The organism is Shewanella sp. SP1S1-7 (genome assembly GCF_031932105.1).
GTDB lineage: Bacteria > Pseudomonadota > Gammaproteobacteria > Enterobacterales > Shewanellaceae > Shewanella > Shewanella baltica.
In genome coordinates this window covers 93,476-118,668 of the sequence record NZ_JAUOEU010000011.1, presented here as the reverse complement: position 1 = coordinate 118,668, position 25,193 = coordinate 93,476, and the positions used below count along the sequence as shown (strand labels likewise).

The window sequence follows — 25,193 nt, the reverse complement described above, 5'->3', positions numbered from 1 at the left end:
CTCATGTTATTGGCGCCTGTCTCTTCGGTCTTTAGATTATGATGCAGGGCTCAAAGGCAACGTTACTAGGATATCGACGCCATTATGCTCGCTGCGATTGCGGGCGAGAATTTGTCCTTGGTGGAACTCGGCGACCAATCGTGCGATATACAGACCTAAACCGAGATGAGGTTTGTCTTGGGCTTGATTTATCCGCACCGACACCATGGAGTCGAAAATCTGCTCCGACATATCAACGGGCAGTTCTGGTCCTAAGTTACTGATAAGCAAAGTTGCTTGCTTACCGACTTGGGTGAGCGTGACTTCGATGGCGCTGCCTTTATCGCAAAATTCAATCGCGTTAGCGATAAGTTTGTCCATCAATTGGGCGATATATTCCGGTACACCTTGCATCATCAATGGTTGCTCGGGCACTTTTACACTAAAGCCTTGTTCTGGATAGGTCATTTGATAACCTTGCATACAACCACTGACCACTTGGGAGAGTGGGAATTTAGTGATATCGGCCTGGGTTAAACTCTGCTCTAAGCGCGTTGCTTCGCTCATGTTATTTAAAATCATGCTTAAGCGGCTGACGCCTTCTTGGGCGCGGTCGACATATTTTTGCGTGTCTTTATCTAAGGTTTGCAGGTTTAAATGCTCAAGGGATGATCGCACAACCGCCACGGGCGTGCGCAGCTCATGGGACAGGCGCGACGACATATTTTCCAGATAATGTGTGTATTGACCAAGCCGTCCGACAATGTTGGAGAAACTGCGGGACAGATCGCCAATTTCATCCCGAGCTTTAGACGGTTTGAGGTGATTACGAACGCGGCCTTGGCTATCAATGGCATTTTCGGCCTCATCGCGCAGTTTACGGATACGGTTAGAAATGCTCGAAGCGAAAAAGAACAGCGCCAAAGTGCCCATGCTCATTATGGTCAAAATTACGTTAAAGAGTTTTTCCAGCGCGCGGTTACGCAGAGTGCGAATTCCGTGGGTGGTCTCTTCGGCGACAACGGCGCCCATCACATTGTTATCAATCCAAATAGGGCTGGCGGCAGCGAGCACCACAGCTTTATTGTCTGGGGTTAAGCGCCAAGTCGAGCTTTGCTGACCCGCAAGGGCTTTTTGGATATGACTGCCATCAAGCTCGGTGGAGTCTTGTAAGGAGTCTATAAAGTCTTTGGGCGGCTTAGTGAGAATTTTATAGTACAGCGGATGCAAGTAATCGCGCTTGAAGGTTTCCCACAGCGTGGTGCTCTTTTCATCTTCTAAGGTGCGGGTCCATACACTGTCATTGGCACGAATATCGCCCGATTTTGCCAGTACGCGGCCGTGCTTATCGACCACCCAAATGCGTGAGCTATAGTGGCTCATACCTTTGATAATGTTTTCAATTTCTGGCGATGGCACCAACACAGTGCCGAGATTATCGACCGTATCTAAGGCCGAGGTGCCGACAACGGCTGCCACATCGCGGTTTTTGCTGTCGTTAACATCGGAGATGGCAAAACCGAGTTTGCTGCCGACCATGTCTAAGGGAATACGCAGCTCGACATTGTAGCCCACATCTGTGGTCGCCCATTGTCCTTGGATGCGCACTTCAGGTTTGACGGGCACAGTTTGCTTAGGATTGGCAGGTAACTCGAAGGCGCTGATCCAACCGGGTTGCGTGGTGGCAACGATATAGCGTTTAAATTTATTGTCGGGCGCGAGTGTCGCAATCGAGAGATGATCGTTTCTATCGACACTTAACGCATTTTTGCCACGCAGCACCACAGTTGGGTCGGTCACTTGAAAGAAGGCATACAGATAACCATCGTACTGGCCGACCATGTGGGTAAAGCTTAAGGTCAGCGGCGCGTTGGGATCGGCGCGCATGAGTTGATGCGCCTCACCGTACTGGATAAATCTGTGCTGATATTCTTCCCATTCGTTGAGTTTACCGTCGAGCAGAATCGCCCCATTGAGTTGATAGGCGTACAGATCGCGACTCTTTTCCACTTGCTTTAAAAAACTCGCTTGTCCATCGAACAATTTTGGCCGTTCGTGCAGCGCGGTGGCCAGTGCCTGAGTGGTGCCTTCTAAGGTGCGTTCTTGACCGTGGCGAAGATACTTTTCCATCTCCCACACATATTGATACCCCAGCCAAGGTAGGCAGAGCAAAAACAGGCTAAGGCCGATGACTTTAGTGCGTAGACCAAAGGGGAAACGTGTCATAAGTTAGGGATCAGCATCAATGGGATCAAAAGTGTATTGGTTCAAGGTTACGTGCATCAAGGCAGCGCGAGAGTTCAGGCTAAGCTGTCCCAGCGATAACCCATGCCATAAACCGTATCGATACAATCAAACTCAGGCGCGGTGGCGATGAACTTCTTGCGAATGCGTTTCACATGGGAAGTGATCGTGCTGTCATCGACAAAAATCTTCGCCTCTTGCATCAACTCATGGCGGCTGCGCACATGGCCCGGGTGTTTGGCTAACGCGTGCACCATCCAAAATTCAGTGACGGTAAGCTCAATGGGTAATTGGTTCCAATAGACTTGCATGCGGTTGGCATCAATCGTCAGCGGACCTCGTTCAAGCAGGTTCTCCTGCGCCGTTTGGCTGGCCGCAAGCTCGGAGCGGCGAAATAAGGCCGCTAAGCGCGCAGTTAGATGGGGGAAGCTAACTTCTTTACTCAAGTAATCATCGGCGCCTAAACGCAGGCCACACACAGTATCAAAGTCACTGTCACGGGCGGTCAAAAAGATGATCGGCAGCGTGCTCGACATAGCGCGTAAAGACTGACACAGCATAAAGCCGCCGTCGATTTCATTGCCTAAGCCGATGTCGATAATGGCTAAATCCGGTAAACGAGTGTTAAAGGCTAACATGGCCGATGGTCTGTCGGCATAGGTTTGCACGCTGTAACCGTGTTGTTGCAGCACGTCCTTGTAATTCTCGCGAATGGCCGCTTCATCTTCCACTATGGCGATACGCTTCATAGAGCCATATTCCTATTGACTTGGGGGAGTAAGTTTTCGTGACTATACAGGATTTTACCCGAGATAAAAGGCCACAAATGCAATTGCCATTTTGTTGCCACAATTGATAGTTGCATTGCCATTTTCCATCCCTGCTCATGCCATTCCACTTGTGTTTAATAGCCTCATTCAGTTTGCACCCGTTTTGACCTCATGGGGGGTTGAACTTGTTGTTCAGGTTCGAGTGCAAGCTCAGCTAATAATCAAAAAGGAATGAGATGATGAAAAAGACACTAATTAATCTGTTGGTTTTGAGTTTATTAAGCGCGCCAGTCGCCAGTGTGTCGGCGCGGGTTTCACTGCAAAACCAAGCTCAAGGACAGGAGCGCAGCTTAGATAATGATGTCGATGCCAGCGGTATGGCGATGGATGGTGAATACGCCAATGAGGACGAACAGCCAGAAGCCTTAATTGGCCTCGGTGGTGGTGCATTAGTGGGCGCGTTAGTCGGTGGCCCAGTGGGGGCCATTATTGGCGCGTTCACTGGCACCTTGATTGGTAAGTCGGTTAGCGACACAGACACGCTGCACGTTCAGCAAAGACAGATCAGCCTGCAAGAGTCGCAATTATCCGAGTTGAGTGTAAAGCAACAAGCCGCCGAAAAACGCGCCAGCGAATATGCCAAGGCGCAGCAAGAGCTTGATGAATTGCTATCCGCGCAACGTCAATTACTCAGTGAGCTCGCCCTAGGGCTAAACGTGCAGTTTCGCACTGGTTCCTCTGAGGTCGAATCGCATTTTTTGCCCCAATTAGATGATGTGGCCGAGGTGATGAATCTGTCGCCTGAGCTTAATTTGGAATTGAAAGGCTATGCCGATCGCCGAGGGGATGTGAGCTACAACCAAGCCCTTTCTGAGCAACGTTTACTGGAAGTCCGTGGCTACCTGATTAAGCAGGGCGTCGCTGCTGAGCGTATGACAACACAAGCCTTTGGCGCTTTATCGCCACTGCAAGCGGAGCAGGACAGGGAATCGGATGTGTTCGATCGCCGTGTGACCTTGACCTTACAGCCTCATTCAACCTTGATGGCAACGCACACGACACAATAGCGGTCGATGTTAGTCGTCCATTCTAAGCCGTCAATTTAGAACATTCATTTTAACGACTGCGAACGTCAGTCCATATTAGTTAATAGAAAGAAGGAAGCCTTTGTGATGATCACAGGGAAAAGGGTAAAAGAAATCAGCGAAAGCTTAGCAATATTAATGATCAGTGCCGCCGTATGTTGGGGCTTGCCCTTTGTGGCATTAGCCTCACCCAATAGCACGGGCACATTGTCTGAACCACAGAATATTGCTTCGGCGCTGGTCGGCCAAAATACTGCTCAAAGTACGACAGAATCACAGGTCATTAATTACGATGACATTACCCAGGGATTATTACTTTATCGCCAGCCGAGTGGCGCTTGGGTGCCATCTTTGCCACTCGATACACAAGTGTCGATGCAAGTCTCTGGCTTAAGTAATCGCGTGAGCGTGAAGCAGGTTTTTCGCAATAACACTGAATTTGTGTTGAATGGGCAATATCTGTTCCCGCTGCCCAATGAGGCCGCGGTGGATTCGCTGCGATTACATATCGGCCAAAGGGTCATCGAAGGGCAAATTCATCCTAAGGCCGAGGCTAAGCAGATTTTTGAGCAAGCCAAAGCGGAGGGCAAACGCGCCAGCTTAGTGAGCCAAGAGCGGCCGAATATGTTCACGACCGAAGTGGCCAACCTAGCACCACAAGAGGAGCTGATTGTCGAAATCAGCTATCAAGAGAGTATCAATTATGAAGACGGCTTATTTAGCCTACGTTTTCCGCTGGTGGTCGCGCCTCGGTATATCCCGGGCTTAACCTCTGACGCCAGTGCTAGCGATTCAAATGAGCCTATGGCACGCCAATCGAGCCGAGTGACCAGCTCGCAGGTGTTTGATGCTGACCGGATTGTGGCGCCTGTGCGGGACGGCGCCAGTGGACGCGATCCTGTGCTCAAGGCTGACATTCAAGTCTTGCTGGCAAAGGGGGTTGATAAGGCGTCAATTGAGAGCCCTTATCATGACATCAAACTCAAGCAAACCAATAGCGGCGTCGATGTTTCACTGGCACAACGCGTGCCTGCCAATCGTGACTTTGTATTGCAATGGCGCGTACAGCAGGGCACGAGTCCTATGGCTTGGGTGTTTAATCAACAGGGTAAAACCCATAAACCCGATGGCGATAATCTGTCTCAGGACACGCTTGAAACCAGCAAAGCCAACGGCATGAATGAAGATAATTACAGTCTCGTCATGGTGTTGCCTCCTAAAGTTGAAAAGAGCACCCAACCGAGTTTGCCCCGTGAATTAATTTTGGTGATTGATACTTCGGGCTCTATGGCGGGGGATTCTATCGTTCAAGCCAAAAATGCACTGCTTTATGCATTAAAAGGACTCAAGCCCGAGGACAGTTTTAACATTATCGAATTTAACTCCAGTCTGTCTCAGTTTTCAGCGACACCATTACCGGCGACTTCGTCTAATTTGTCCCGCGCCCGTCAATTTGTGAGCCGTTTAAAAGCCGATGGTGGCACTGAAATGGCACTGGCACTGGACGCTGCATTGCCCAAATCCTTGGGCAGTGTCTCGCCCGATGCAGTGCAGCCTTTGCGCCAAGTGATCTTTATGACCGACGGCTCTGTGGGCAATGAGCAAGCCTTGTTCGATTTGATCCGCTATCAAATCGGTGAGAGCCGCTTATTTACTGTCGGCATAGGCTCAGCGCCTAATTCTCACTTTATGCAAAGGGCGGCAGAGCTGGGTCGTGGCACTTTTACTTATATTGGCAAAGTGGATGAAGTCGACGAGAAGATCAGCGCCTTGCTGAGCAAAATTCAATATCCCGTATTAACCGATATTCAAGTGCGTTTTGATGATGGCAGTGTGCCCGATTACTGGCCATCACCGATTGCCGATCTGTATCGCGGCGAGCCTGTGCTCGTAAGTCTAAAACGCAGCGCCCGTGAGCCGCAGGAATTAGTGATCTCAGGTCGCCAAGGGCATAAAAACTGGCAACAGTCGTTATCGCTTCAGGACAACTCAACGGGACTTATCACCAATCAAGGTGCGGGTTTAGATTTACTCTGGGCGCGTAAACAGATTGGTGCATTGGAGCTGAGTAAAAATGGCGCAAATGATGACAAGGTAAAGCAGCAAGTCACGGCCTTGTCGATGAATTATCACTTAGTCAGCGCTTATACCAGTTTAGTGGCGGTGGACTTAACCCCCATCGATTCAACCGCAATGAGCCGCGATGCCGTGGTGCGTCAGCACTTGCCCTTAGGTTGGCAGCCTTTTGGTGCCTTGCCACAAACTGCGACCTCGAGCCGTTTGGATATGTTATTGGGTGCGCTGACCTTGCTGCTGGCCTTGGTACTTATGGGATCGATTCTGCGACAAAAACGTGAAGAGAAGGCGGCCATGATCGCGCTTGCCTGTCATCGATGAACCATGAACCATGAATTATGAATCATGAACGACGAGTAAAGCCCGATGAGCAAAGGCAGAACACAGCGATTTTTAGTGGTGGGATTATTTTTAATTGGCGCAACATTGTTAGGAAAGGGACTCTATATGCAAGCTAAAGCACACTTTGCCCAGTATTTGATTGAACAGGCGTGGACTAAAACCTTAGCCGATGGACAATCTCATAAGCCTTGGTCATGGGCGGATACTTATCCCGTGGCAAAGCTGTCCATTTATCGTGAACAAGCGGCGGCTAATAGCGATATTGAAGCCGAGCTTAATGACAGTTTATATGTGTTGGCGGGGGCTTCAGGGCGAAATTTGGCCTTTGGCCCAAGTTTAGTATTGTCCAGCGCGCCAGCGGGGCAAAAGGGCAATACTGTGATTGCCGGACACAGGGACACGCATTTTGCGATCCTCAATGGCATGGCGGTGGGTCGCCGATTATCGCTGCAGACGCTTAAGGGAAATAACATTATTTATGAAGTAGTTGCGACTCAGGTGGTGCATGAAACTGAAACGCAGTTTATGGCGCCATCCGCTGATAATCGCTTAACCTTAATCACTTGTTATCCGTTTGATGCGCTTCAAGGCGGCGCCGAACTGCGCTTTGTGGTGCAGGCGATACCGGTTGCAGATGAGTCAATGGATACGGCTAGTGCCGATGTTTCAGCTTCAATAGGGAATGGGATACAAGGGAAGGTCGCTTCTGTATCGCGCAGTTTCACCCATTAGGTCGCACGTTAATTTAAGCCTTAGCGCAATCTTCAACCAAAGCGTTAAGGCTGCTTTGAGCTAATAATGTTAACTAAATAATGCTGAATAAATAGTGCTTATCAGTAACCGCCAAATGACTGTCTTTTAATCATCCTAGCCTGAAGCCGAATCATCGGCTTCAGGCTAATTCATTGCGTTCCAGTTAGCATAATCAAGTCATCACAATTAGTTGCTGATCGGTAACACGCGATTTCGACCTAAACGTTTAGCGTCATAAAGTAATTTATCTGCCGCTTCAATTAATTGCATGCCCGTTTGTTTTTCTTGCCATTGGGCAACCCCAAATGAGGCACTGATATTATTGATGCGCTCGTCTTTACGTCTGTCTTTCAAACTGAGCTTTTCGAGTCCACGGCGCATGGCTTCGGCCAGTTGCCTTGCGATGCGTAACTGACTTTTAGGCACAATAATCACAAATTCTTCACCGCCAAAACGATACAGTTTTGCGCCATCGCGGCAGGATTCCTGTAGCCGTTTCGCCACGGCGCGTAACACTTGATCGCCAAGCTGGTGGCCGTAGGTGTCGTTAAACACTTTAAAATGGTCGATATCGGCCAAGATCACGCAGGTGCCTAAGGGCGCTTGGGCTAACATGCCAGCAAAATCGCTGTCGAAGGCGCGGCGATTAAAGCAGCCAGTCAGCGCATCGTAGAGCACATCTTTTTCTGTCTGTTCGAGCTTTTTCTTTAGCGCATCGATTTCGGTTTGCGCTTTCTGCAATTGTCCGGTAAAGAACTCAGTGCTCGAGCGAATATTGTCCGACTCTTTCACTAAACTGCGCACCAGATCGAGCACTTGCTCAACACTAAAACCCTCATCTTCGATGCGGTTGAGCTTTTCAAAATTACTCTCGATGCGCGACTGGAATTCATTGGCATCCAGATTGGTATCTTTGAGCGATTGGGACAGCTCAGTCACCATAGCATCCAGATTCTGGCGCATTTCGCGGACATCGAGTTCAACGGGATCGGCAACATACTGGCGATATAAGAGTTCGCTACTCACAGGAGGACAAGTGTTGTACTGGGCGATAACGGTATCGAGTCGTTGATTTAATTCGGGATTCTGTTCACCAACATAAGTGTACCAAAGCGCATAATTAACCGGGGTGGTCGGAATTTTATGTTTGAGCATCAGAGGCACTGCTTTTTTGAGATTCAGTGCAGCGGCTTGTAATAACTCTAGCGACATATTGTTACCTTACTTAATGAAAATGCACGGATATTTTAAGATCTTCGCTATTTTATTCTGTTGTTATCTGTTCAAGACTAACCACAAGTATCCCGGCTCGATGAAGGCATGAACACCGTTTGTGCTTGGGCAGCAGCGACTCCGTTTGCGCTAAGACTTCCATCATAAACTAAAGATGATATGGTAAAGTCTATCCTTAAAATCAAATTATGATAATAACTTGGGAGAAAGTTGTGAAAAATATCATCTTAGCCACAAGTCTGATGGCCACTATCTCATTACCCGTTTTAGCTGAAACCACATTTGTGCAAAGCCTCGATCTCGCGCAATACCGAACCGATGTTAAAACCTTAGCCAGTGATGCCTTCGGTGGACGTGCGCCTTTGTCTGAAGGTGAGAACTTAACTTTAGACTATTTAGTGAAAGCATTTAAAGATATGGGTCTCAAACCCGGATTTGGCGACAGTTATCTGCAGGCCGTACCCTTGGCGCAAATTAGCGCAGATCAAAACATGCAGCTTGATATTGGCGGACTTAAATTTGCCAATGGCAGTGAATTTACCGCGAGAACCCAAAGAATCGCCGAAACCGTTAGCCTGAATAAAAGCGATGTGGTGTTTGTCGGCTACGGGATCAACGCGCCCGAATATGGCTGGAATGATTACCAAGGGTTAGATGTAAAAGGCAAAACCGTTATTGTGCTTGTAAATGATCCAGGCTTTGCGACTCAAGACCCAGCGGTATTTAAAGGCAATGCCATGACCTATTACGGTCGCTGGACTTATAAGTATGAGGAAGCCGCACGTCAAGGCGCCGAGGCTGTGTTTATTGTTCACGAAACAGCGCCTGCCGCCTATGGCTGGGGTGTGGTGCAAAACTCCAACACGGGCACTAAGTTCACTCTGGTCGATGCCAATAATAACCAAGGCCAAGTTGGCGTAATGGGTTGGGTTCAGCATGAAACCGCGCAAAAAATCTTTACTAAAGCAGGATTGGATTTTGATACCTTAAAGCAGCAAGCAGCCAAGCCAAACTTTAAGGCGATCCCACTTAAGTTGAGCGCCCAGCTCACGTTAAACAATAAAATTGAACGCGCCGAGTCCCATAACGTCGCGGCTTTACTGCCAGGTAAAACGCGCCCCGACGAAGTGGTGATGATGCATGCCCATTGGGATCACCTCGGTACTGTGATTGAAGGCGGTAAGTCAGAAATTTTAAACGGAGCGGTCGATAATGCCAGCGGTGTGGCGGGGGTTTTAGCCTTGGCGCGTTACTTCAAACAGCAAGCCAAGACGGTGCCACTGGATCGCTCGGTGCTCTTCAGCGCCTTTACGGCGGAAGAAACGGGCCTAATTGGTGCACAGCATTTTGCTCAGCATCCGAGTGTGCCAACGAAAAACATCGTCGCCTTTTTAAATATCGATGGCATGAATGTGAACAAGGGCGTGGATTATATTTTGCGTTATGGCGAAGGTGTATCTGAGTTGGAGCAATACTTAGATAACGCCGCGAAGGCCCAAGACCGTTCAGTTAAAGCCGATCCAAGACCGCAGAATGGGTTGATGTTTAGATCGGACCACTTTGCGCTGGCACAACAAGGTGTACCTGGATTGTTATTTATGAGCCTTGGGGATACCGATCCTGATTATATCGCCCATAAATATCACAAGCCTGCCGATGATTATGATCCAAGCTGGAATTTAGGCGGTGTAAGCCAAGATCTAGATCTCATCGCCAGTATGATTACCAGCTTAGCCAATAGTACCGATTGGCCCCATTGGCTTGAGTCATCTGACTTTAAAGCCAAGCGCGAGCAAGATGGGCGTAAATAGTGTTAATCAGTTGAATTATGAGGGCGCCCAGTAGGTGCCCTTATTTTTTAACGCTGATTTTAGCTGAGGATTGAGTGATAGTTTTAGCTAGGTGTAGCGATTTAAGACAATAAGAGTCTTAATGGAATATATTTGAATTAAAAAGAATAACTGATGGAAAGCATAGGGCCGATAAAGCTGTAATAGATATTGTAATCGGCGATTTGAGTGTCTTTATTCGGCGAGTTTTGGGCGATATCCACATCAACTTTGTAGTAGTTATAGGCCACGCTCATGCGCCAGTTCGGGGTGATTTGTGCATCAACACCGACTTTAATATCAACAAGCTCGCCTTTTACATCATTGAGTGTGATGTAGAAATACTGTGCATGGCTGGTTACTTGCCAACCTGGAACAAATTCATACTGACCATAAATACCAAAGTCCGGCAGTGGTGCAGTGACATTTTCATCAACAATGCGCGGAATCGCTTGGCTACCACAGACGTTATTGAGTAATTCTGACGAAGCGCAAACACCAATCACACCTTCAAAACCTGTCTTGATAAACATAGTGTGTAAACCAAATGACAGACCCACATCATAGTTACTGCCTTGAAAGACATCATAACCATAGCCTAAGCGCAGCACGTCGATGTTTAAGGTTGAACTGAGCTTACCGCCGGCTTTGATATCGTAAATGGTGTCGTTGATTTCGAGCTGGAAGGGTTTGGCAAGGGCTTGGGTGTCGGCGCTACGGTGGAGTTGTTTCCAGTCGAGGTAGATATTGTGCCGCTCGTTGAAGTGATAATTTAACTCGATAAAAGGCAGGAATTCGTTTTCAGCGAGTTTGAGATCAGATTCATAATCTAAGGTGAAGTTATTACCCGAAACTGGGTTAGTGACTTCCATATTGGTGTCTGATTGCGAGTAGAAGCCGCCTAATTGAATAGTAAAGTCATCGGCTTGCACTTGAGTGCTGACGAGTGACGCTATGATGAGGGGTAACAGGCGAATCGACATGTTAAGGAGTAACTCCAGCATTATTCTTATTATGTTTAGCGATAAGGTCAGACTTTAGTGCCATAAAAAATCGACATTTGGAGTTTAACAGCAAATTTCGCTATGTGAATAAAATGTTTTAAAAAATGCGAAAATTTGTGATTTAAAACAAAAGTAGGACTTATTTTAGCGGCATTGAATGAAATTTGAGCGAAACATCACATCAATTGTGGATTGAAGGCTAACGCAAACGGTAAGGGAGGGACTAGTGCTACCTAGAAATGACTTCAGTATTGCAGCTTTGCTTGTGGCGCGAGATGCCAATGGATGTGAAACATGATAAATGGAGGATAGTAATCAATTTAAGAATATCTAGCGGCGTGATACCGCTAGATATATCGCTGGTCCGCTATTTAGGCTCGATAACGGGCGTCACAGACGTTTCTACATTGTCAGTAATGACCACTTTGGGGCTACTTGGCTCATCTTTATTAAACATGCCTAAACGGATGCGAATAAAGTGTAAAATTTGCGCGGCAATATCCACATTCAAACAGGATTCTAAGCCTTCAAATCCTGGGGATGAGTTTGCTTCGCAAATTTTGTAATGGCCGTTATCAAACAATAAATCGATACCCGCAACATCGAGATCGAGAATATTGGCTGTTTGCGTGGCAAGCCATTCAATTTCAGGAGTGATCTGAAATGGACGCGCTGAGCCGCCGGCACTGACATTGGCTTTAAAGCTGTCTTCTTGACCACGCCTTTCGTAGCAACCTGCAACACGACCACCGATGGTAAATACCCGTAGATCGCGCCCGTGACTGTTAGCGATAAACTCTTGCAGAATAATGTTAGCGTTTTTGTTGGTCGCTTCAATCAACTGCATTAGATCGTCAAATTCACGTGCCTTATGGGATAAAAACACACCGCTGCCCTGTGAGCCAGAAAGCGTTTTAATCACCACAGGAAAGCCGAGATGGCGCTCTACAAGGGCGATATCAACGGGGAATTTAACCAACATTGTTTTAGGCGTAGGCAAATTCTTCTCGGCCAACAATTGCTGGGAGAATAATTTGTCTTTAACGATTTCAATGGCTTTAGAAGGATTGAGGCAATACACCCCTAATCTTTCTAAGTGGCGAATAATGGCTAAGGCAAAGTAAGTTGTGCCTGATCCCATTCGCGGAATAATAAAATCGGGCAGCTCGACGGCTTGCCCATTCAATAAAATACTCTTGTTATCTTCTCTGGTGACAGTCAGATCAAATTCATCAGGTGCGTAAACTTCCAACTGTATGTTGTCGGCTTTTGCTGCCGCCAGTAGACGCTCAATTTCATACCATTCAGGTTTTAGCTGAGTCGCGGTTTCTTTATATAAAATCCAACCACGCATTTAGTAGCAAACCTTAATCTTCATTCTTTATCCTCGGGTTCAGGTTCATCCTGAACATCATCTTCAATATCAAATACAGCCTCAGCCTCTACTTCTATCTCGGGCTTGGTTGCAGGTAAATGCACTGTACCAACCACGGCATAAAAGGGTTTCCCCATGGCGAGCCTGCGATACTTTACCCAGATCTGCTCTAACAAGCTACTGGGCGCGATATTTCCTTTGGCGACTTCCACAAATTGGGCTTCATCGGAGGTGCAGGGCAAGGTTTTACCTTCAGCCAAATTCTTCATTGCATGACCATGCAATTCAAGCAGTTCAGCTTCCTTATTAGTAAAATCGCCGCTCCGTTTGAAGCCTTTGGGGAAATTCGCGTCGTCGTAGAAACGTTTTTGCGAGACAAAACTGGCAGCAGCTGAGCCGTTAAACGTCTCAGAACCCTTGTTAGCGTTTGAAAAAGACTGTTCAGACATGGCAGATACCCTCTAGTTTTTGATATACAAAGATTTGCAACTGGAGTATTGGCTAGTATTATTGATTTATAAATCAAAAAAATTTGCCTATGTTGGTCAAGAATTTTTATGGATACCGATTTACTGAAAACCTTTCTTGAAGTCTCCCGTACTCGCCATTTCGGTAAAGCGGCCGAGAATCTGTATCTCACGCGCAGTGCTGTGAGTTTTCGAGTCAAGCAGCTTGAGAGCATTTTAGGCGTCGCGCTGTTTGAGCGGCAGCGGAATAACATTCAGCCCACACCTGCAGGCGAGCGCATGCTTGGCCATGCCGAAGCAGTATTAACGGCGTGGGAGCGGGCTAAACAAGATGTTTCCCTTAGCCAGTTACAGTCGACTCAGCTTGCTATTGGTGCAGGGCCGAATATTTGGGATGCCTATTTGCAAGGATATTTACAGGGGCTGCATGTGGGGCTGCCCGGCGTGGCGCTGCGCACCGAAGTGCTGCCTGCCAATGCGATGACGCGCCAATTAATGGACCGCACCCTCGATATCGCGATTTCATTCGATCCGCCAAAGCTTGATCAATTTGAATTAGTGCAGCTGGGGCAAATTAATTTGTTGTTGGTTTCGAGCCTAAAAGGTCAAACTGTGAATGCCGTGGTGCCGGGGCAATATGTAAAAGTGGATTGGGGGACGGCGTTTAATATTGTGCATGCGCAAGAATATGCGTCGCTGCCTGTGCCAACGCTACATACGAGCTCTGCGCGTATCGCCTTGGATTTCATCCTAAATAATGGTGGTTGTGCTTTCTTACCTGAGCATTTGGTGCAGCATGCTTTGCGCAGCGGCGAATTGCATCACGTTAGTGGCGCCAGCGCTATTTCACGAAATGTGTATGTTGCCTATTGGGCAGAAAATGATCGTTTAGCCCAGATCAAACAAGCCATCGACTTTTTAAGGGACGATGGCTCAGTGTTTGCTCATGCGACTATCTAAAACGTCGGTGTTAAAACACCAGTGGCGCGAGTACAACCAGCCAAGTTAATCCACACAGCGCAAGACTCATAAACACGGCGGCCGAGGCGATGTCCTTGGCTTGGCCGCTTAGTGGGTGAATTTCACTGCCAACACGATCGACCACAGCTTCAATCGCCGAGTTTAAAAGCTCAACAATCAACACGATAAACAGTGTAAAAATCAGCAACAAACGTTCAATCGTGCTGATATCAACCCACAAAGCCACGGGTAACATGACGATGGCCAACATTAATTCTTGTCTAAAAGCGGCTTCGTGGATCCAAGCGGCCTTTAAGCCCTTCATCGAAAATCCCGTCGCTCTGAAAATGCGTTTAATACCGTGATTGTTGGCTGGTTTCATAGTGTTTCCAATAGACATTAGCGACAATGCGCTGAGGTGTTGCTCACTCAAACAGGTTTGATAAAACCAACTGTTGTGGATTTTAACATTTGACTGAGTTAATAAATTTGGCCGCAGTATAGCCCGAGATGAAAAGCGCATAAACAATTAACTGAGTAAAATCGTCATCAACATTCGTTGTTAACTTAGGCGCTTAGTGACTTTCGACGGTTTTTTAGTGCAACTTGAGCTATGCGTTCTAAGCTTGATGAAGGATATATTGCCAGAGTGAGCAAGGGAATGACTCATATCAGCCCGTTACAAGATTTAACATTTCATCGTTTTATCCGCTTTCGGTTTTTCAAACAACGTCTGCTCTTACTCAGTCTGCTAATATTCGGTTGTTTAGTCCCAGTGACCTATGCACAAACCTCACTACCTTCGATACAGTTGGCAACCGAGTTTGATGCCCAGCAAGAGATTAATATTCACGACTTTTTGATTAGCGAAAAACTCGACGGGGTGCGAGGTTACTGGAATGGTCAGGCACTATTGACTCGGCAAGGTAATCTTATTGCTGCTCCAACTTGGTTTATCGCGAATTTTCCGAATTATCCCCTCGATGGTGAATTATGGCTTGGGCGAGGCCAGTTTGAGGTTATGTCGAGCATAGTTCGACAAACCTCAGCCAAGGATGATGACTGGCGCAAAGTGCGATTTATGGTGTTCGATGTGCCCAAGGCGGGTGGCGACTTTCAGCATCGCTATCAATTTGCGTTAACTAAACTGAGTGGCAAATCGCATTATCTTGAAGTCATAGCGCAGTTCCAAGTGGACAGTCTTGAAGCTCTGTATCAAAAACTTGATAGCTTAGTTGCTAAAGGCGCTGAAGGATTAATGCTGCATCGCAGCTCCGCGATGTATGTCAGTGGCCGCAATCCTAATTTGATGAAATTAAAACCCTATTATGATGCTGAAGCGACAGTGATCGGCCATATACCAGGCAAAGGTCAATTTGCAGGGCAAATGGGTGCAATAAGAGTGCAAACCCCAGACGGCCGCGTTTTCAACATAGGCACAGGTTTTAATCTCGCAGAGCGCCAACATCCTCCCGCTGTGGGTGCAATCATCACCTATAAATATTTAGGTCTTACCGTAAATGGCTTACCCAGATTTGCCAGTTTCCTGCGGGTACGAGTCGATGTAGATAAGATCGACAGTCAACAATAGGGGCGTGTACGGTTAACGAGACTTAGTGCAAGTACTTGTTTTGGTAGACTTTATTTTAATTTAATTTGACAGCTAAGGCACAAAGTACATTTAATCACTTCATCATGACGATGGATAAGCTTTGACTGTTGAAGGATTGAATGAAATGAAAGAGGCGAGAGTGCAACGTATATTAATGGTGTGTCTGGGCAATATCTGCCGCTCACCGACGGCAGAAGCTGTGTGTCGCTTTAAGGTTGCGCAGCGCAGGCTTAATATTGAGGTGGACTCTGCGGGTACTATTGGTTATCACCAAGGGGATAGGCCTGATAGCCGTGCTATGGCGGCGGGGGAAAAGCGGGGTTTTAGTTTCGATGGAATGCGGGCTCGGCAGGTTGTGGATGCCGACTTTGAACATTTTGATTTAATTTTGGCGGCGGATAAGGCCAATTTAGCGGATTTGCTTAGTCGTTGTCCGCTTGAGTATCAGTACAAGTTACAGTTAATGCTCTCTTATGCGGATACGCAAGTCACGGAAGTGCCGGACCCTTACTATGGTGGCGAGCAGGGCTTTGAACTGGTGTTGGATTTATTAGAGCAGAGTATGGATGCCTTGCTTGATAGGTTGACCTCTGGTGCGCAAAAGTAGTTGCGAGTGGCTGTGTTTGTTAACGCGACATCTTCGTTTATGAAAATAAAAAGCCAACATATTCAATATGCTGGCTTAAATGTTACGCTTGATGAATTAGCTTACTAAGCTTGAATATCAACGCCATTAGCGTCTTAACTTAAATACACTCTAAGCGTTATTTTCAATGCTTGCAGAGATAGTAAGATAACTTGCCGTGATGACTAAGCGTGATGACTACGCGTAATGAGTTAGTCGTTATGGCGCTTACCAGAACGCTTCAATCTTTCTGCTGCGAGTTTGGCTTCTTTTATTGCTTCCTTCTCTGCCATGATGCGGGCGACTTCAATCTTCTCAAGCTCGGCCATCGCAGGCGTTTCTAACGAGAGGAGGCCGATTTTTCCTGAGCGGTATTCATGCAGCAATAACTCAGATGCCTTGTGCATATCAATGCGACCACCGGGGCGCAGCGCACCACGTTTGCGGCCGATTTCTTCGAGAAGTGCGACATCATCCTTGGGTAATTCACTTAAGTTGTAGCGTTCACAAATCTCTTTTGGATAAGCGGTTAAGAAATACTTAGCGGCGAACAGGGCTACATCTTCATATTCCATCGCGGTATCTTTAATGGCACCCGTGACGGCGAGGCGATAGCTGCTCGCTTCGTTATCCACTTTGGGCCACAAAATCCCTGGGGTGTCCGAGAGTACGATACCGTTACGTAAATTGATCCTTTGCTGGGTTTTGGTCACCGCAGGTTCGTTACCTGTTTTGGCGATAACACGGCCTGCTAAGGTGTTGATGATGGTGGATTTTCCGACGTTGGGGATCCCCATGATCATAGTGCGAATGTCTTTTTCGGTTTTATCGCGACTCGGCACTAACTTACGGCAGATATCTGGGATCTTTTTCACCATTGCCGCTTGCAGTGTGGTGATCGCGGTGGCTTTTACGCCTTGTTCGCGTTCTAAGTATTCAATCCATTGCGCAGTGATCTCTGGATCTGCCAGATCAGATTTATTGAGCAGTTTGATACAAGGTTTGTCGCCTCGAAGCTGAGCCACCATGGGGTTTTCGCTACTGTAGGGAATACGCGCGTCCAGCACTTCGATAACAAGATCGACCTGAGGCATTGCCTCCTCAATCTCTTTGCGTGCCTTGTGCATATGCCCTGGATACCACTGAATTGCCATGATAACGCCTTGTCCTAAATAACTTAAAGAATGGCTATTCTACCTTGAAGGTGGCGAATGTCATAAAAAAAGCGCCCTAAGGCGCTTTAATCGCTTAATCCTTGACTGTCTCTTGCGATTATCTCTCGGATTAATAGGCGGTATTAAGGGTTAAATAACCCCTAGTTCGCGCAGTCTTTCCATCAAATAACTGTCGGCGGTATAACGCTCAGACAGCACGACAGCAGGGTTTGGATGCAAAAATAACGGCAAAGAGATCCGTGGTTTGGTTTTATCCGTACCTTCAGGATTGATGACGCGATGTGACGTCGATGGGAAATAACCGCCAGACGCTTCCTGTAGCATGTCACCGATATTGATAATAATGCTGCCAAAATCGCTGGGGACATCTAACCAAGTGCCATCTTTGGCTTTCACTTGTAACCCAGGCTCATTGGCCGCAGGTAACACTGTGATAAGGTTAATATCTTCATGGGCGGCGGCGCGAATGGCGCCCATTTCTTCACTGCCCGTCATCGGTGGGTAATGCAGAATACGCAGTAAGGTTTTTTGGCTGTTGGCGATCATTTCTGGCAATGGCATCGAAAACTTGGCTTTTACGTCTTCGGGTGAGTGGGTTTCAATCCACTCTAAAAGTTCTGAAGCCAGCGCATTGGCTTTGTCGTAATAGGCGAGAATATTGGCACGCAGTGAATCGGGGATCCGGCCCCAAGGATAAACGTGATAGTACTCTTTAATGTCTTTGACTGTGTTGCCTTTGGCGGTTTCAGAAATTGATGCGGGGAAGAAACCGTCGTGGGTTTCTTTTTTGAACATATAGTCGTTTTTAGCTTCTGAATTAAAAAAGGCTTGCCACTCGGTGTAGATGTCTTCAACTAAGCGCTTATCAATCGGATGATTAGATAAAACACCAAAGCCAGTTTCCCTAAGTGATTCAACGAATTGCTGGGCACTGTTTTCAGCGCGGTAATCAATGGTTTCTAATTTCATTGTGGTTTCTACTTGTTATATTTAGTTGTAATTTGACCCGCAGCAAGTGTAGCCGTGCGCTTGAGCGGGTGCAAACACTCCGCGAGGGTGAGTGAGAGCAACTGCTGTATTTTCCGTCATTTATGTTGTCGCTTAATGCGCACTGATTTAAATGCTTAGATTAGGACTGACTTAAGTGGCAAGATTTTAGCCGTTAAACCCGTTAGTATGGGTTATTGGATGTGTTGTGATTAGATTTGTTGTGATTGATGTCAGCCGCATTTTGAAGCCGAGTGCAAGATATCTTGCTTGGAGTGGGTCTTATGTTGGGTTTTATGGAACAGCTGCTTAATTAACTTAATCAACTTAATCAAAGAGTATCAAAATAGACAACGACGTGAGTCGAAAGGGCATTAATATGAACAAACTGACCGATTTTGAACGCTATGTTATCGAAGAAAAAGGCACTGAACGCCCATTTAGTGGTGAGTATTATGATCATGATGCCAAGGGTTTGTATTTATGCAAAAAATGCCATGCGCCCTTGTACCGCTCTGAGCATAAATTTAATGCCCATTGTGGCTGGCCAGCTTTCGATGATGAAATCGCCGGCGCTGTAACGCGCCATGTTGACGCCGATGGCCGCAGAACCGAGATTGTCTGTAGCCAATGTGGCGGCCATTTGGGCCATGTTTTTGAAGGTGAGATGTTAACCCCCAATAATATTCGTCACTGTGTTAACTCCGTTTCTATGGTTTTTAAAGGGATGGATGATGCTGTTGAACCAGCATCGAACAGCTTTGCGACTTTTGGCGCTGGGTGTTTTTGGTGCGTCGAGGCTATCTTTCAAAGCCTCAAAGGCGTGGTGAACGTCACTTCTGGCTATGCTGGCGGTGATGCCCATGATGCCGATTATAAATCGGTTTGCTCAGGCCAAACTGGCCATGCAGAGGTTGTGCATATTGAGTTCAATCCAGAGGAAATTGATTTTACGACGCTGTTAAAGGTCTTTTTTGAGAGTCATGATCCGACCACGCTCAATCGTCAAGGCAATGATAAGGGGCCACAATATCGCTCCGTGGTGTTTGCCCATAATGCTGAGCAGATAGAGCAAACTACCGCTATGCTGACTCAGTTAGCAGCAGCCAAGGTTTTTGATGCGCCAGTAGTGACCCAAGTGTCAGCGTTTGAGACGTTTTATCCCGCTGAAAATTATCACAATGATTACTTTGCTTTACACGGTGAGCAGCCTTATTGTCAGATGGTTGTGCGCCCTAAAGTCGAAAAAGTGAAAGCCTTGTTTGCACGATTGCAAAAAGCTTAAGCAATTCAGCGCAGGATGCTAAATACAAAAACGCCACCGATAAAGGTGGCGTTTTTAATCGATTTTTTAATGTCCGCAACGATAGTTACCGAGGGAACTATCTACTCTCGGCTAACCACTGGGCGTATTGTTTGGTGTAATAGCTGACAATCAAATCCGCTCCAGCTCGCTTTAAGCCGACAAAGGTTTCTGTCACCACTGCACGCTCATCCAACGCACCTGCAAGGGCGGCAAACTTGATGCCCGCATATTCACCGCCGACTTGATAGGCGGCGAGTGGTAAGTGAGTTTCTTGTCTTAAACGGCTTAACACATCCAAGTAGGGCGTACCGGGTTTAACCATCAGGATATCGGCGCCTTCGGCTTCATCTAATGAGGCTTCTAACAGGGCTTGGCGACCGTTGGCATAATCAAGCTGATATCCCTTGCGGTTACCACTGAGTTCACAATCGACCGCGGCTCTAAAAGGACCGTAGAAGGAAGAGGCGAATTTTGCCGAGTGAGCCAGAATCGCCACATGTTCAAAACCTGCGGCATCAAGCCCTTGGCGAATGGCTTTCACTTGACCGTCCATCATGGCCGATGGTGCTAACATATCAGCGCCCGCTTTGGCGGCTGTTATCGATTGCTTAACTAAATTTTCGACGGTGAGGTCGTTGCAGACTTCATTATTGTGCACCACGCCGCAATGGCCGTGATCTGTATATTCACAAAAACAAATATCGGGGATCACCATCATCTCAGGCACGGCGGCTTTAATGGTGCGCACCATGCGGGCGAGTAAGCCATTGTCATCCCACGTGTCGCTGCCTTTATCATCCTTAGTGTGGGAAATCCCAAAGGGCATCACATAGCGGATCCCGAGGGCATAAAGCTCGCGCACTTCTTCCGCCAGTGCAGTCTCAGGTAAGCGGCTGATACCAGGTAGAGTGGAGATAGGCACTGCGTGGGTGATGTGCTCTTCAATGAACAGGGGATGGATGAGATCGCTTAACGAAATATGGGTTTCGCGCAGCAGATCGCGCATCGCTTCTGAACTACGTAAGCGTCTTAGGCGACGCAATGGAGGCGTGTTTAACATGAAATATCCTTATCGAAGGCGGGTTAGTGCTATCGTACAATAGTAAAGGAATGGCAAGGAATGAATTCAATCCAGACTTGTCTGCTCTGACAAGCAAAGTTGAAAAAGTTTCCCCAAGCTGGCGGTATTCCTTAATGAGTTTATCGATCATTGACTTAGATCACATAAATCCATCAAGTCCTGATTTGCTACTGGATATCATGCGGGCGCTATTTTAGCTGACTTGCTTGCTTAGCCCTTTGTTTTCGGGCATTTGATGTTATTATTTGCGCCAGTTTACTCATGGCATATTCGCACAATACCGAAATGGTCAACTTGATGCGAAATCTTGCCCGCTAATCCGGTTTTGAAATGACAATAACACATGAACACTCTGCTTGTATTCTTGCCTTAGACACTTGTACCGAATCCTGCTCAGCTGCGCTGCAATATCAAGGTCAGATTTATGCTGAACTTGCCGATGCGCCGCGTGAACACAGCCAGCGTCTGTTGCCTATGGTCGATTCAGTGCTCAAGCAAGCAGGCATTAGCTTAGATAAAGTGGCGGCGATAGCCTATGGTCGAGGTCCTGGCAGTTTCACGGGGATCCGTATCTGCACTAGCATGACCCAAGGTCTGGCACTGGGGTTAGATTTGCCTGTGATTGGTATTTCAACCTTAGCGGCTATGGCACAAATGGCCATTAGCGAGCATCAAGCCGAGCAAGTGCTGTGTGCCATTGATGCGCGCATGGGTGAAGTGTATTGGGGGCAGTTTGTGGCCGTCGATGGTATTGCGACATTAGTCGGTAAAGAAGTGGTCAGTGCGCCTGCCAACGTACAACTTCAGCTTGATACTCAAGCGCCCATTGTGGCTTGCGGCACAGGTTTTGATGCGTATCCTGATTTACTGGCACTCGGCAAGGGGATTTTAGCTCTCGACGCCGTGAAATATCCCGATGCAAGGGCTATGCTGATATTGGCTGAAGCAGGTATCAAAGCAGGGCTAACAACCTCGGTCGATGAGCTTGAACCTGTGTATTTACGTGATACAGTCACATGGAAAAAGTTACCCGGTCGTGAATAAGCTGTTCTTTTCCTGAGTATCTGCGATAGAATCTCAGGCAATTGCTGCTAAGCATTCTTTACGATGAATGGCTTAACGATGAATAGTGCAAACTTAAGGCTTCTTGATGCAAGTGAATGTGAATCAAATGAGTTTGACGAATGCTGTAGCGAGTAATAGACCCGCTATCGCTCAGGGGCTAACCGTGCCTGAATCGTCACGCCCAGTGATTGAGCAAGATGCCGTCGAAGCCCTTAGTTTAGAAACACAGCCTAAAAGTAAAAGCGCAGCGGGAAATTTACAGTCAAGGCTCGGCGCCCACCTCGAGTATGAGCAAGACACTCGTGGCCATCAGGGGGCGATAGCCCAATATTTACAAACTCAACATGCCGCCAAACGCGATGAAATTCAGCAAATGGTTGGCGTGGACTTGTATGCTTGAACATCAACAAAAGCCTCCCCGTTCTACCTCGCGATTTTCCTCTTCTAAATTAACGGGTTTAGCCGCCAGCGGTGTGCCAAGCCGTGGCTTGTTTATTATCGAGCTGGTGGTGGCGTTACTCATCACTCGCATTCCCTATTTAAGCGTGCCGTTTAAATGGCTTGAAAGCTATTTTCATGAACTGTCCCATGGCATTGCAACGATTTTAAGCTCGGGCGTGGTCAGCCATATTCAGTTGTTTCCGAATGGCGCCGGATTTTGTTTTAGCCAAGGCGGCTCGCCGATGTTGATTGGCTTTGCTGGGTATTTTGGCGCGGCCTGTTGGGGATATTTAATCTACTTGCTCGCGACTTGGCCAAAGGGGATCCGCGTGAGCTTTGCCTTGCTGGGCGCTTTAGTGGTGCTAAGCGGCTTGCTTTGGGGCAGAGATATTCTCACGCTGGCGATTCTAGCCGTACTCACTATTATTTTGTTGTTACCGCTTAAACTCAGTCAAAACAAAATGTTGACCCAGTTTTTGCGTATTATCGGTTTGATGATCATGCTTAATGCGCTGGCAAGTCCAACTGTGTTGCTCGGGCTTGATGGCCAAGGTGATGCGGTGATGTTGGCCGAACGTTCTTGGATCCCCGCGTGGATTTGGGTGGGACTTTGGTTATTAACCAGTGCCTGCGCCTTGTATTTTGCGTGGCGCCGTGTGGATAACGCTGCGAGTCGCTAATCATCAAGGTCATTTAATACCTCAGGCGTATTGTGTTTCCTCTGGCTTTTTTCCGCTTTGCGCTTTATTGGTTTAGCTAAAGGTGAATTGACTCATCACTTTGAGCCATAACCACTTATGTCACTCAAACCTAGGTTTTACGACTTCTATTCCTTGGATTTTTGGCCATTGGCTGCTAGCTTATGCCTTCGGTATCCATGGAGAATTACAATGAAAAAAGTCACCTTAGTTGCCAGTCTACTGCTTGCTGGTTTATGTTCGAGTGTTACCTACGCCGATGAAAGTTTAGATAAAGTCTTAAAAAGCGATTTTCGTCAGGCTAAAAATGCCAGCCGTGACGTTTATCGTCATCCCGCTGAAACCTTAAGTTTTTTTGGCATTACCCCAACACAAACTGTGATTGAACTCTGGCCAGGTAATGGTTGGTATAGCGAAATATTAGGGCCTTATTTAGCCAAAGAAGGCCAATATATCGCCGCCAGTTTCGAAACCGCTCCCGCGACGGATACACCCGGAAATCGCTATCGCGCCAACGCTGGTACTAAGTATGCTGCGTGGATGACGGCCAATAAAGACGTCATGGGCAATGCAAAGATTGTTACCTTCGATCCTCCACAAAAGATGGATTTAGGCGCCGATGGCAGTGCCGATCTGGTATTAACATTCCGTAATCTTCATAACTGGGCATCGAGTGATCAGTTAGAGAATGTGTTTGCCGCGTCATATAAAGTATTGAAAGACGGCGGTGTCTTTGGTGTGGTGGAGCATAGAGCCAACGAAGGGATGAATTTTAGCACTGGCTATATGGACCAAGCGGCCATGGTTGCTTTAGCCAAAAAAGCCGGTTTCACCTTAGTTGAAAGCGCCGAAATCAATGCGAACCCCAAAGATACTAAGGATTATGCCAAAGGTGTTTGGACGCTACCGCCATCTTTTGCTTTGGGTGACACGGATAAAGAAAAATACCAAGCGATCGGTGAAAGTGATCGTATGACACTCAAATTTGTCAAAAAATCATCTTAATCACCTGACATCAGAGGCATTATGTGGCAATCTCTCGCCCCCCAAAATCAAATCGAATTTGTATTACCTCATATTAAGGTCGCGGGCCGATTATGGGGGGCGAAGGATAAACCTTTATTACTGGCCTTACATGGCTGGTTAGATAACGCCAACAGTTTTGAGCCCTTAGCGGCACATTTACTCGATTATCAAGTGCTCGCCATTGACTGGCCTGGACACGGCTTTTCGGCGCACAGGCCGGGGCATTATCCGCTGCATTGGATTGATTACTTGTATGATTTGGATGCACTGTTAACGGCATTACCGCAAAATCCTGTGGCTATGGTGGGGCATTCGCTCGGTGGCATTATTGCCTCGGCGTATACGGCGACGTTTCCAGAAAAGGTCAACAAGCTGGTATTGATTGAAGCGTTAAGCCCCTTGTCTGAGTCGCCAACGCAGGCGAAAGCACGATTAAGAAAAAGCTTCTATCAACACGAGAAGTATTTAACCCAGAAGCATGGGCAGGCAAAAATTTATGACGGCATAGATACCGCAGTACGGGCGAGGGCACATTTAACAGGACTTGCCCAACCTTGGTGTCGTCTGTTGCTCGAGCGTAATATGCAACCCGAAGGTGAGGGCATAGGTTGGCGCAGTGATCCTCGATTGAGATTAGATTCACCCCAAAGGCTAACCTTCGCTCAAGTTGATGCATTAATGCAGGACATCAATATTGAAACCTTATTAGTGTGTGGCAAACAGGGATTTAGCCAGTTGCAGACCGCCATACCTAAGGCGCGAACCTGGTTCAAACACTTGTCTGAACACATAATAGAGGGCGATCACCATGTGCACATGGACAATGCCGAAGGTGTCGCGCGCTTGATCCGCGAATTCGTTAAATAGGGTGCTTTTACTGCCCTAAAAAAGACGCTAGGTTTTTTGTTTTTTTTATGTGATGATGATCAAAATTAAAACGCTCGTATGATTTATGACGAGTCAATCAATAACTATAAAATGTAAGCCGGTATTTTAACTCGGTATTTATCGAGTCTTGACGCTTGTATGGATATTGTTTCCGCAGTTGTGGGGATTTAGG

23 protein-coding genes are annotated in these 25,193 nt (G+C 47.2%); 13 read left to right on the top strand and 10 right to left on the bottom strand.

The window, feature by feature from the left end; translation table 11 throughout:
• Positions 1-36: 36 nt before the first annotated feature.
• A complete protein-coding gene (gene pdsS / locus Q4Q49_RS11085) occupies positions 37-2,205 on the bottom strand; it encodes a proteobacterial dedicated sortase system histidine kinase (RefSeq protein ID WP_311999357.1) in 2,169 nt (722 codons plus the stop codon).
• A gap of 74 nt (positions 2,206-2,279) precedes the next feature.
• The gene (gene pdsR / locus Q4Q49_RS11080) at positions 2,280-2,972 is read right to left on the bottom strand and encodes a proteobacterial dedicated sortase system response regulator (protein ID WP_006081337.1); all 693 of its coding nucleotides are present in this window, start codon (positions 2,970-2,972) and stop codon (positions 2,280-2,282) included.
• Positions 2,973-3,229: 257 nt separating this feature from the next.
• Between pdsR and pdsO the strand changes: the two genes are divergently transcribed.
• The 3 genes from pdsO (at position 3,230) to Q4Q49_RS11065 (ending at position 7,228) form a co-directional block, all read left to right on the top strand.
• Positions 3,230-4,060: a sortase-associated OmpA-like protein PdsO gene (pdsO, locus tag Q4Q49_RS11075; RefSeq protein WP_012088943.1), complete on the top strand. Its 831-nt coding sequence runs from the start codon at positions 3,230-3,232 to the stop codon at positions 4,058-4,060.
• Between the two features lie 105 nt (positions 4,061-4,165).
• Positions 4,166-6,475 (top strand): marine proteobacterial sortase target protein, encoded by a 2,310-nt coding sequence (locus tag Q4Q49_RS11070; protein ID WP_311999356.1) that lies wholly within the window; start codon positions 4,166-4,168, stop codon positions 6,473-6,475.
• 45 nt (positions 6,476-6,520) lie between these two features.
• Entirely contained in the window at positions 6,521-7,228 is a 708-nt protein-coding gene (locus Q4Q49_RS11065; RefSeq protein WP_311999355.1) for a class GN sortase, read from the top strand.
• Between the two features lie 207 nt (positions 7,229-7,435).
• Here the strand turns inward: Q4Q49_RS11065 and Q4Q49_RS11060 are convergent, their stop codons facing one another.
• Complete coding sequence (locus Q4Q49_RS11060) at positions 7,436-8,461, bottom strand: GGDEF domain-containing protein (protein WP_006086374.1); 1,026 nt, start codon at positions 8,459-8,461, stop codon at positions 7,436-7,438.
• A gap of 209 nt (positions 8,462-8,670) precedes the next feature.
• On the opposite strand from Q4Q49_RS11060, the gene Q4Q49_RS11055 reads away from it, so the two are divergent.
• The gene (locus Q4Q49_RS11055; protein ID WP_311999354.1) at positions 8,671-10,293 is read left to right on the top strand and encodes a M28 family metallopeptidase; all 1,623 of its coding nucleotides are present in this window, start codon (positions 8,671-8,673) and stop codon (positions 10,291-10,293) included.
• Positions 10,294-10,430: 137 nt separating this feature from the next.
• Here Q4Q49_RS11055 and Q4Q49_RS11050 read toward each other — a convergent pair whose 3' ends face one another.
• From Q4Q49_RS11050 to Q4Q49_RS11040, 3 genes are all read right to left on the bottom strand, one after another.
• Positions 10,431-11,294 carry a DUF481 domain-containing protein gene (locus Q4Q49_RS11050; RefSeq protein WP_006086376.1) on the bottom strand — a complete coding sequence of 288 codons (864 nt, stop codon included), beginning with the start codon at positions 11,292-11,294 and terminating at the stop codon, positions 10,431-10,433.
• Between the two features lie 388 nt (positions 11,295-11,682).
• A complete protein-coding gene (locus Q4Q49_RS11045; RefSeq protein WP_011846616.1) occupies positions 11,683-12,669 on the bottom strand; it encodes a RimK family alpha-L-glutamate ligase in 987 nt (328 codons plus the stop codon).
• Positions 12,670-12,689: 20 nt separating this feature from the next.
• Positions 12,690-13,139, bottom strand: coding sequence for a DUF413 domain-containing protein (locus Q4Q49_RS11040; protein ID WP_011846617.1), 450 nt, complete (start codon positions 13,137-13,139; stop codon positions 12,690-12,692).
• Between the two features lie 108 nt (positions 13,140-13,247).
• Here Q4Q49_RS11040 and hdfR point away from each other — a divergent pair, with 108 nt between their 5' ends.
• The gene (gene hdfR, locus Q4Q49_RS11035; RefSeq protein ID WP_006086379.1) at positions 13,248-14,117 is read left to right on the top strand and encodes an HTH-type transcriptional regulator HdfR; all 870 of its coding nucleotides are present in this window, start codon (positions 13,248-13,250) and stop codon (positions 14,115-14,117) included.
• A gap of 10 nt (positions 14,118-14,127) precedes the next feature.
• On the opposite strand, the gene Q4Q49_RS11030 is transcribed toward hdfR, so the two are convergent.
• Positions 14,128-14,499, bottom strand: a complete 372-nt coding sequence (locus Q4Q49_RS11030; protein WP_300482009.1) for a diacylglycerol kinase — start codon at positions 14,497-14,499, stop codon at positions 14,128-14,130.
• A gap of 279 nt (positions 14,500-14,778) precedes the next feature.
• On the opposite strand from Q4Q49_RS11030, the gene Q4Q49_RS11025 reads away from it, so the two are divergent.
• Positions 14,779-15,708, top strand: coding sequence for a DNA ligase (locus tag Q4Q49_RS11025; protein WP_311999353.1), 930 nt, complete (start codon positions 14,779-14,781; stop codon positions 15,706-15,708).
• A 145-nt stretch (positions 15,709-15,853) separates the two neighbouring features.
• Positions 15,854-16,336, top strand: coding sequence for a low molecular weight protein-tyrosine-phosphatase (locus Q4Q49_RS11020; RefSeq protein ID WP_311999351.1), 483 nt, complete (start codon positions 15,854-15,856; stop codon positions 16,334-16,336).
• 230 nt (positions 16,337-16,566) lie between these two features.
• On the opposite strand, the gene ylqF is transcribed toward Q4Q49_RS11020, so the two are convergent.
• Entirely contained in the window at positions 16,567-17,508 is a 942-nt protein-coding gene (gene ylqF / locus Q4Q49_RS11015; RefSeq protein ID WP_220592779.1) for a ribosome biogenesis GTPase YlqF, read from the bottom strand.
• A gap of 150 nt (positions 17,509-17,658) precedes the next feature.
• On the bottom strand, positions 17,659-18,498 hold the full coding sequence (locus Q4Q49_RS11010; protein WP_311890804.1) for a 2OG-Fe(II) oxygenase family protein: 840 nt from the start codon (positions 18,496-18,498) through the stop codon (positions 17,659-17,661).
• A 397-nt stretch (positions 18,499-18,895) separates the two neighbouring features.
• Between Q4Q49_RS11010 and Q4Q49_RS11005 the strand changes: the two genes are divergently transcribed.
• Positions 18,896-19,801, top strand: a complete 906-nt coding sequence (locus Q4Q49_RS11005) for a bifunctional methionine sulfoxide reductase B/A protein (protein WP_311890803.1) — start codon at positions 18,896-18,898, stop codon at positions 19,799-19,801.
• 97 nt (positions 19,802-19,898) lie between these two features.
• On the opposite strand, the gene hemB is transcribed toward Q4Q49_RS11005, so the two are convergent.
• A complete protein-coding gene (gene hemB / locus Q4Q49_RS11000) occupies positions 19,899-20,882 on the bottom strand; it encodes a porphobilinogen synthase (protein ID WP_311906634.1) in 984 nt (327 codons plus the stop codon).
• Positions 20,883-21,233: 351 nt separating this feature from the next.
• On the opposite strand from hemB, the gene tsaB reads away from it, so the two are divergent.
• The 5 genes from tsaB (at position 21,234) to Q4Q49_RS10975 (ending at position 25,000) form a co-directional block, all read left to right on the top strand.
• Positions 21,234-21,947, top strand: a complete 714-nt coding sequence (gene tsaB / locus Q4Q49_RS10995) for a tRNA (adenosine(37)-N6)-threonylcarbamoyltransferase complex dimerization subunit type 1 TsaB (RefSeq protein WP_311999350.1) — start codon at positions 21,234-21,236, stop codon at positions 21,945-21,947.
• Between the two features lie 106 nt (positions 21,948-22,053).
• A complete protein-coding gene (locus Q4Q49_RS10990; RefSeq protein WP_311999349.1) occupies positions 22,054-22,368 on the top strand; it encodes a hypothetical protein in 315 nt (104 codons plus the stop codon).
• The gene (locus Q4Q49_RS10985; RefSeq protein WP_006086386.1) at positions 22,361-23,089 is read left to right on the top strand and encodes a M50 family metallopeptidase; all 729 of its coding nucleotides are present in this window, start codon (positions 22,361-22,363) and stop codon (positions 23,087-23,089) included. Before Q4Q49_RS10990 ends, Q4Q49_RS10985 begins: the two co-directional genes overlap by 8 nt.
• A 210-nt stretch (positions 23,090-23,299) precedes the next feature.
• Positions 23,300-24,112 carry a methyltransferase gene (locus tag Q4Q49_RS10980; RefSeq protein ID WP_311890801.1) on the top strand — a complete coding sequence of 271 codons (813 nt, stop codon included), beginning with the start codon at positions 23,300-23,302 and terminating at the stop codon, positions 24,110-24,112.
• A 21-nt stretch (positions 24,113-24,133) separates the two neighbouring features.
• The gene (locus Q4Q49_RS10975) at positions 24,134-25,000 is read left to right on the top strand and encodes an alpha/beta hydrolase (protein WP_311999348.1); all 867 of its coding nucleotides are present in this window, start codon (positions 24,134-24,136) and stop codon (positions 24,998-25,000) included.
• Positions 25,001-25,193 lie beyond the last annotated feature (193 nt).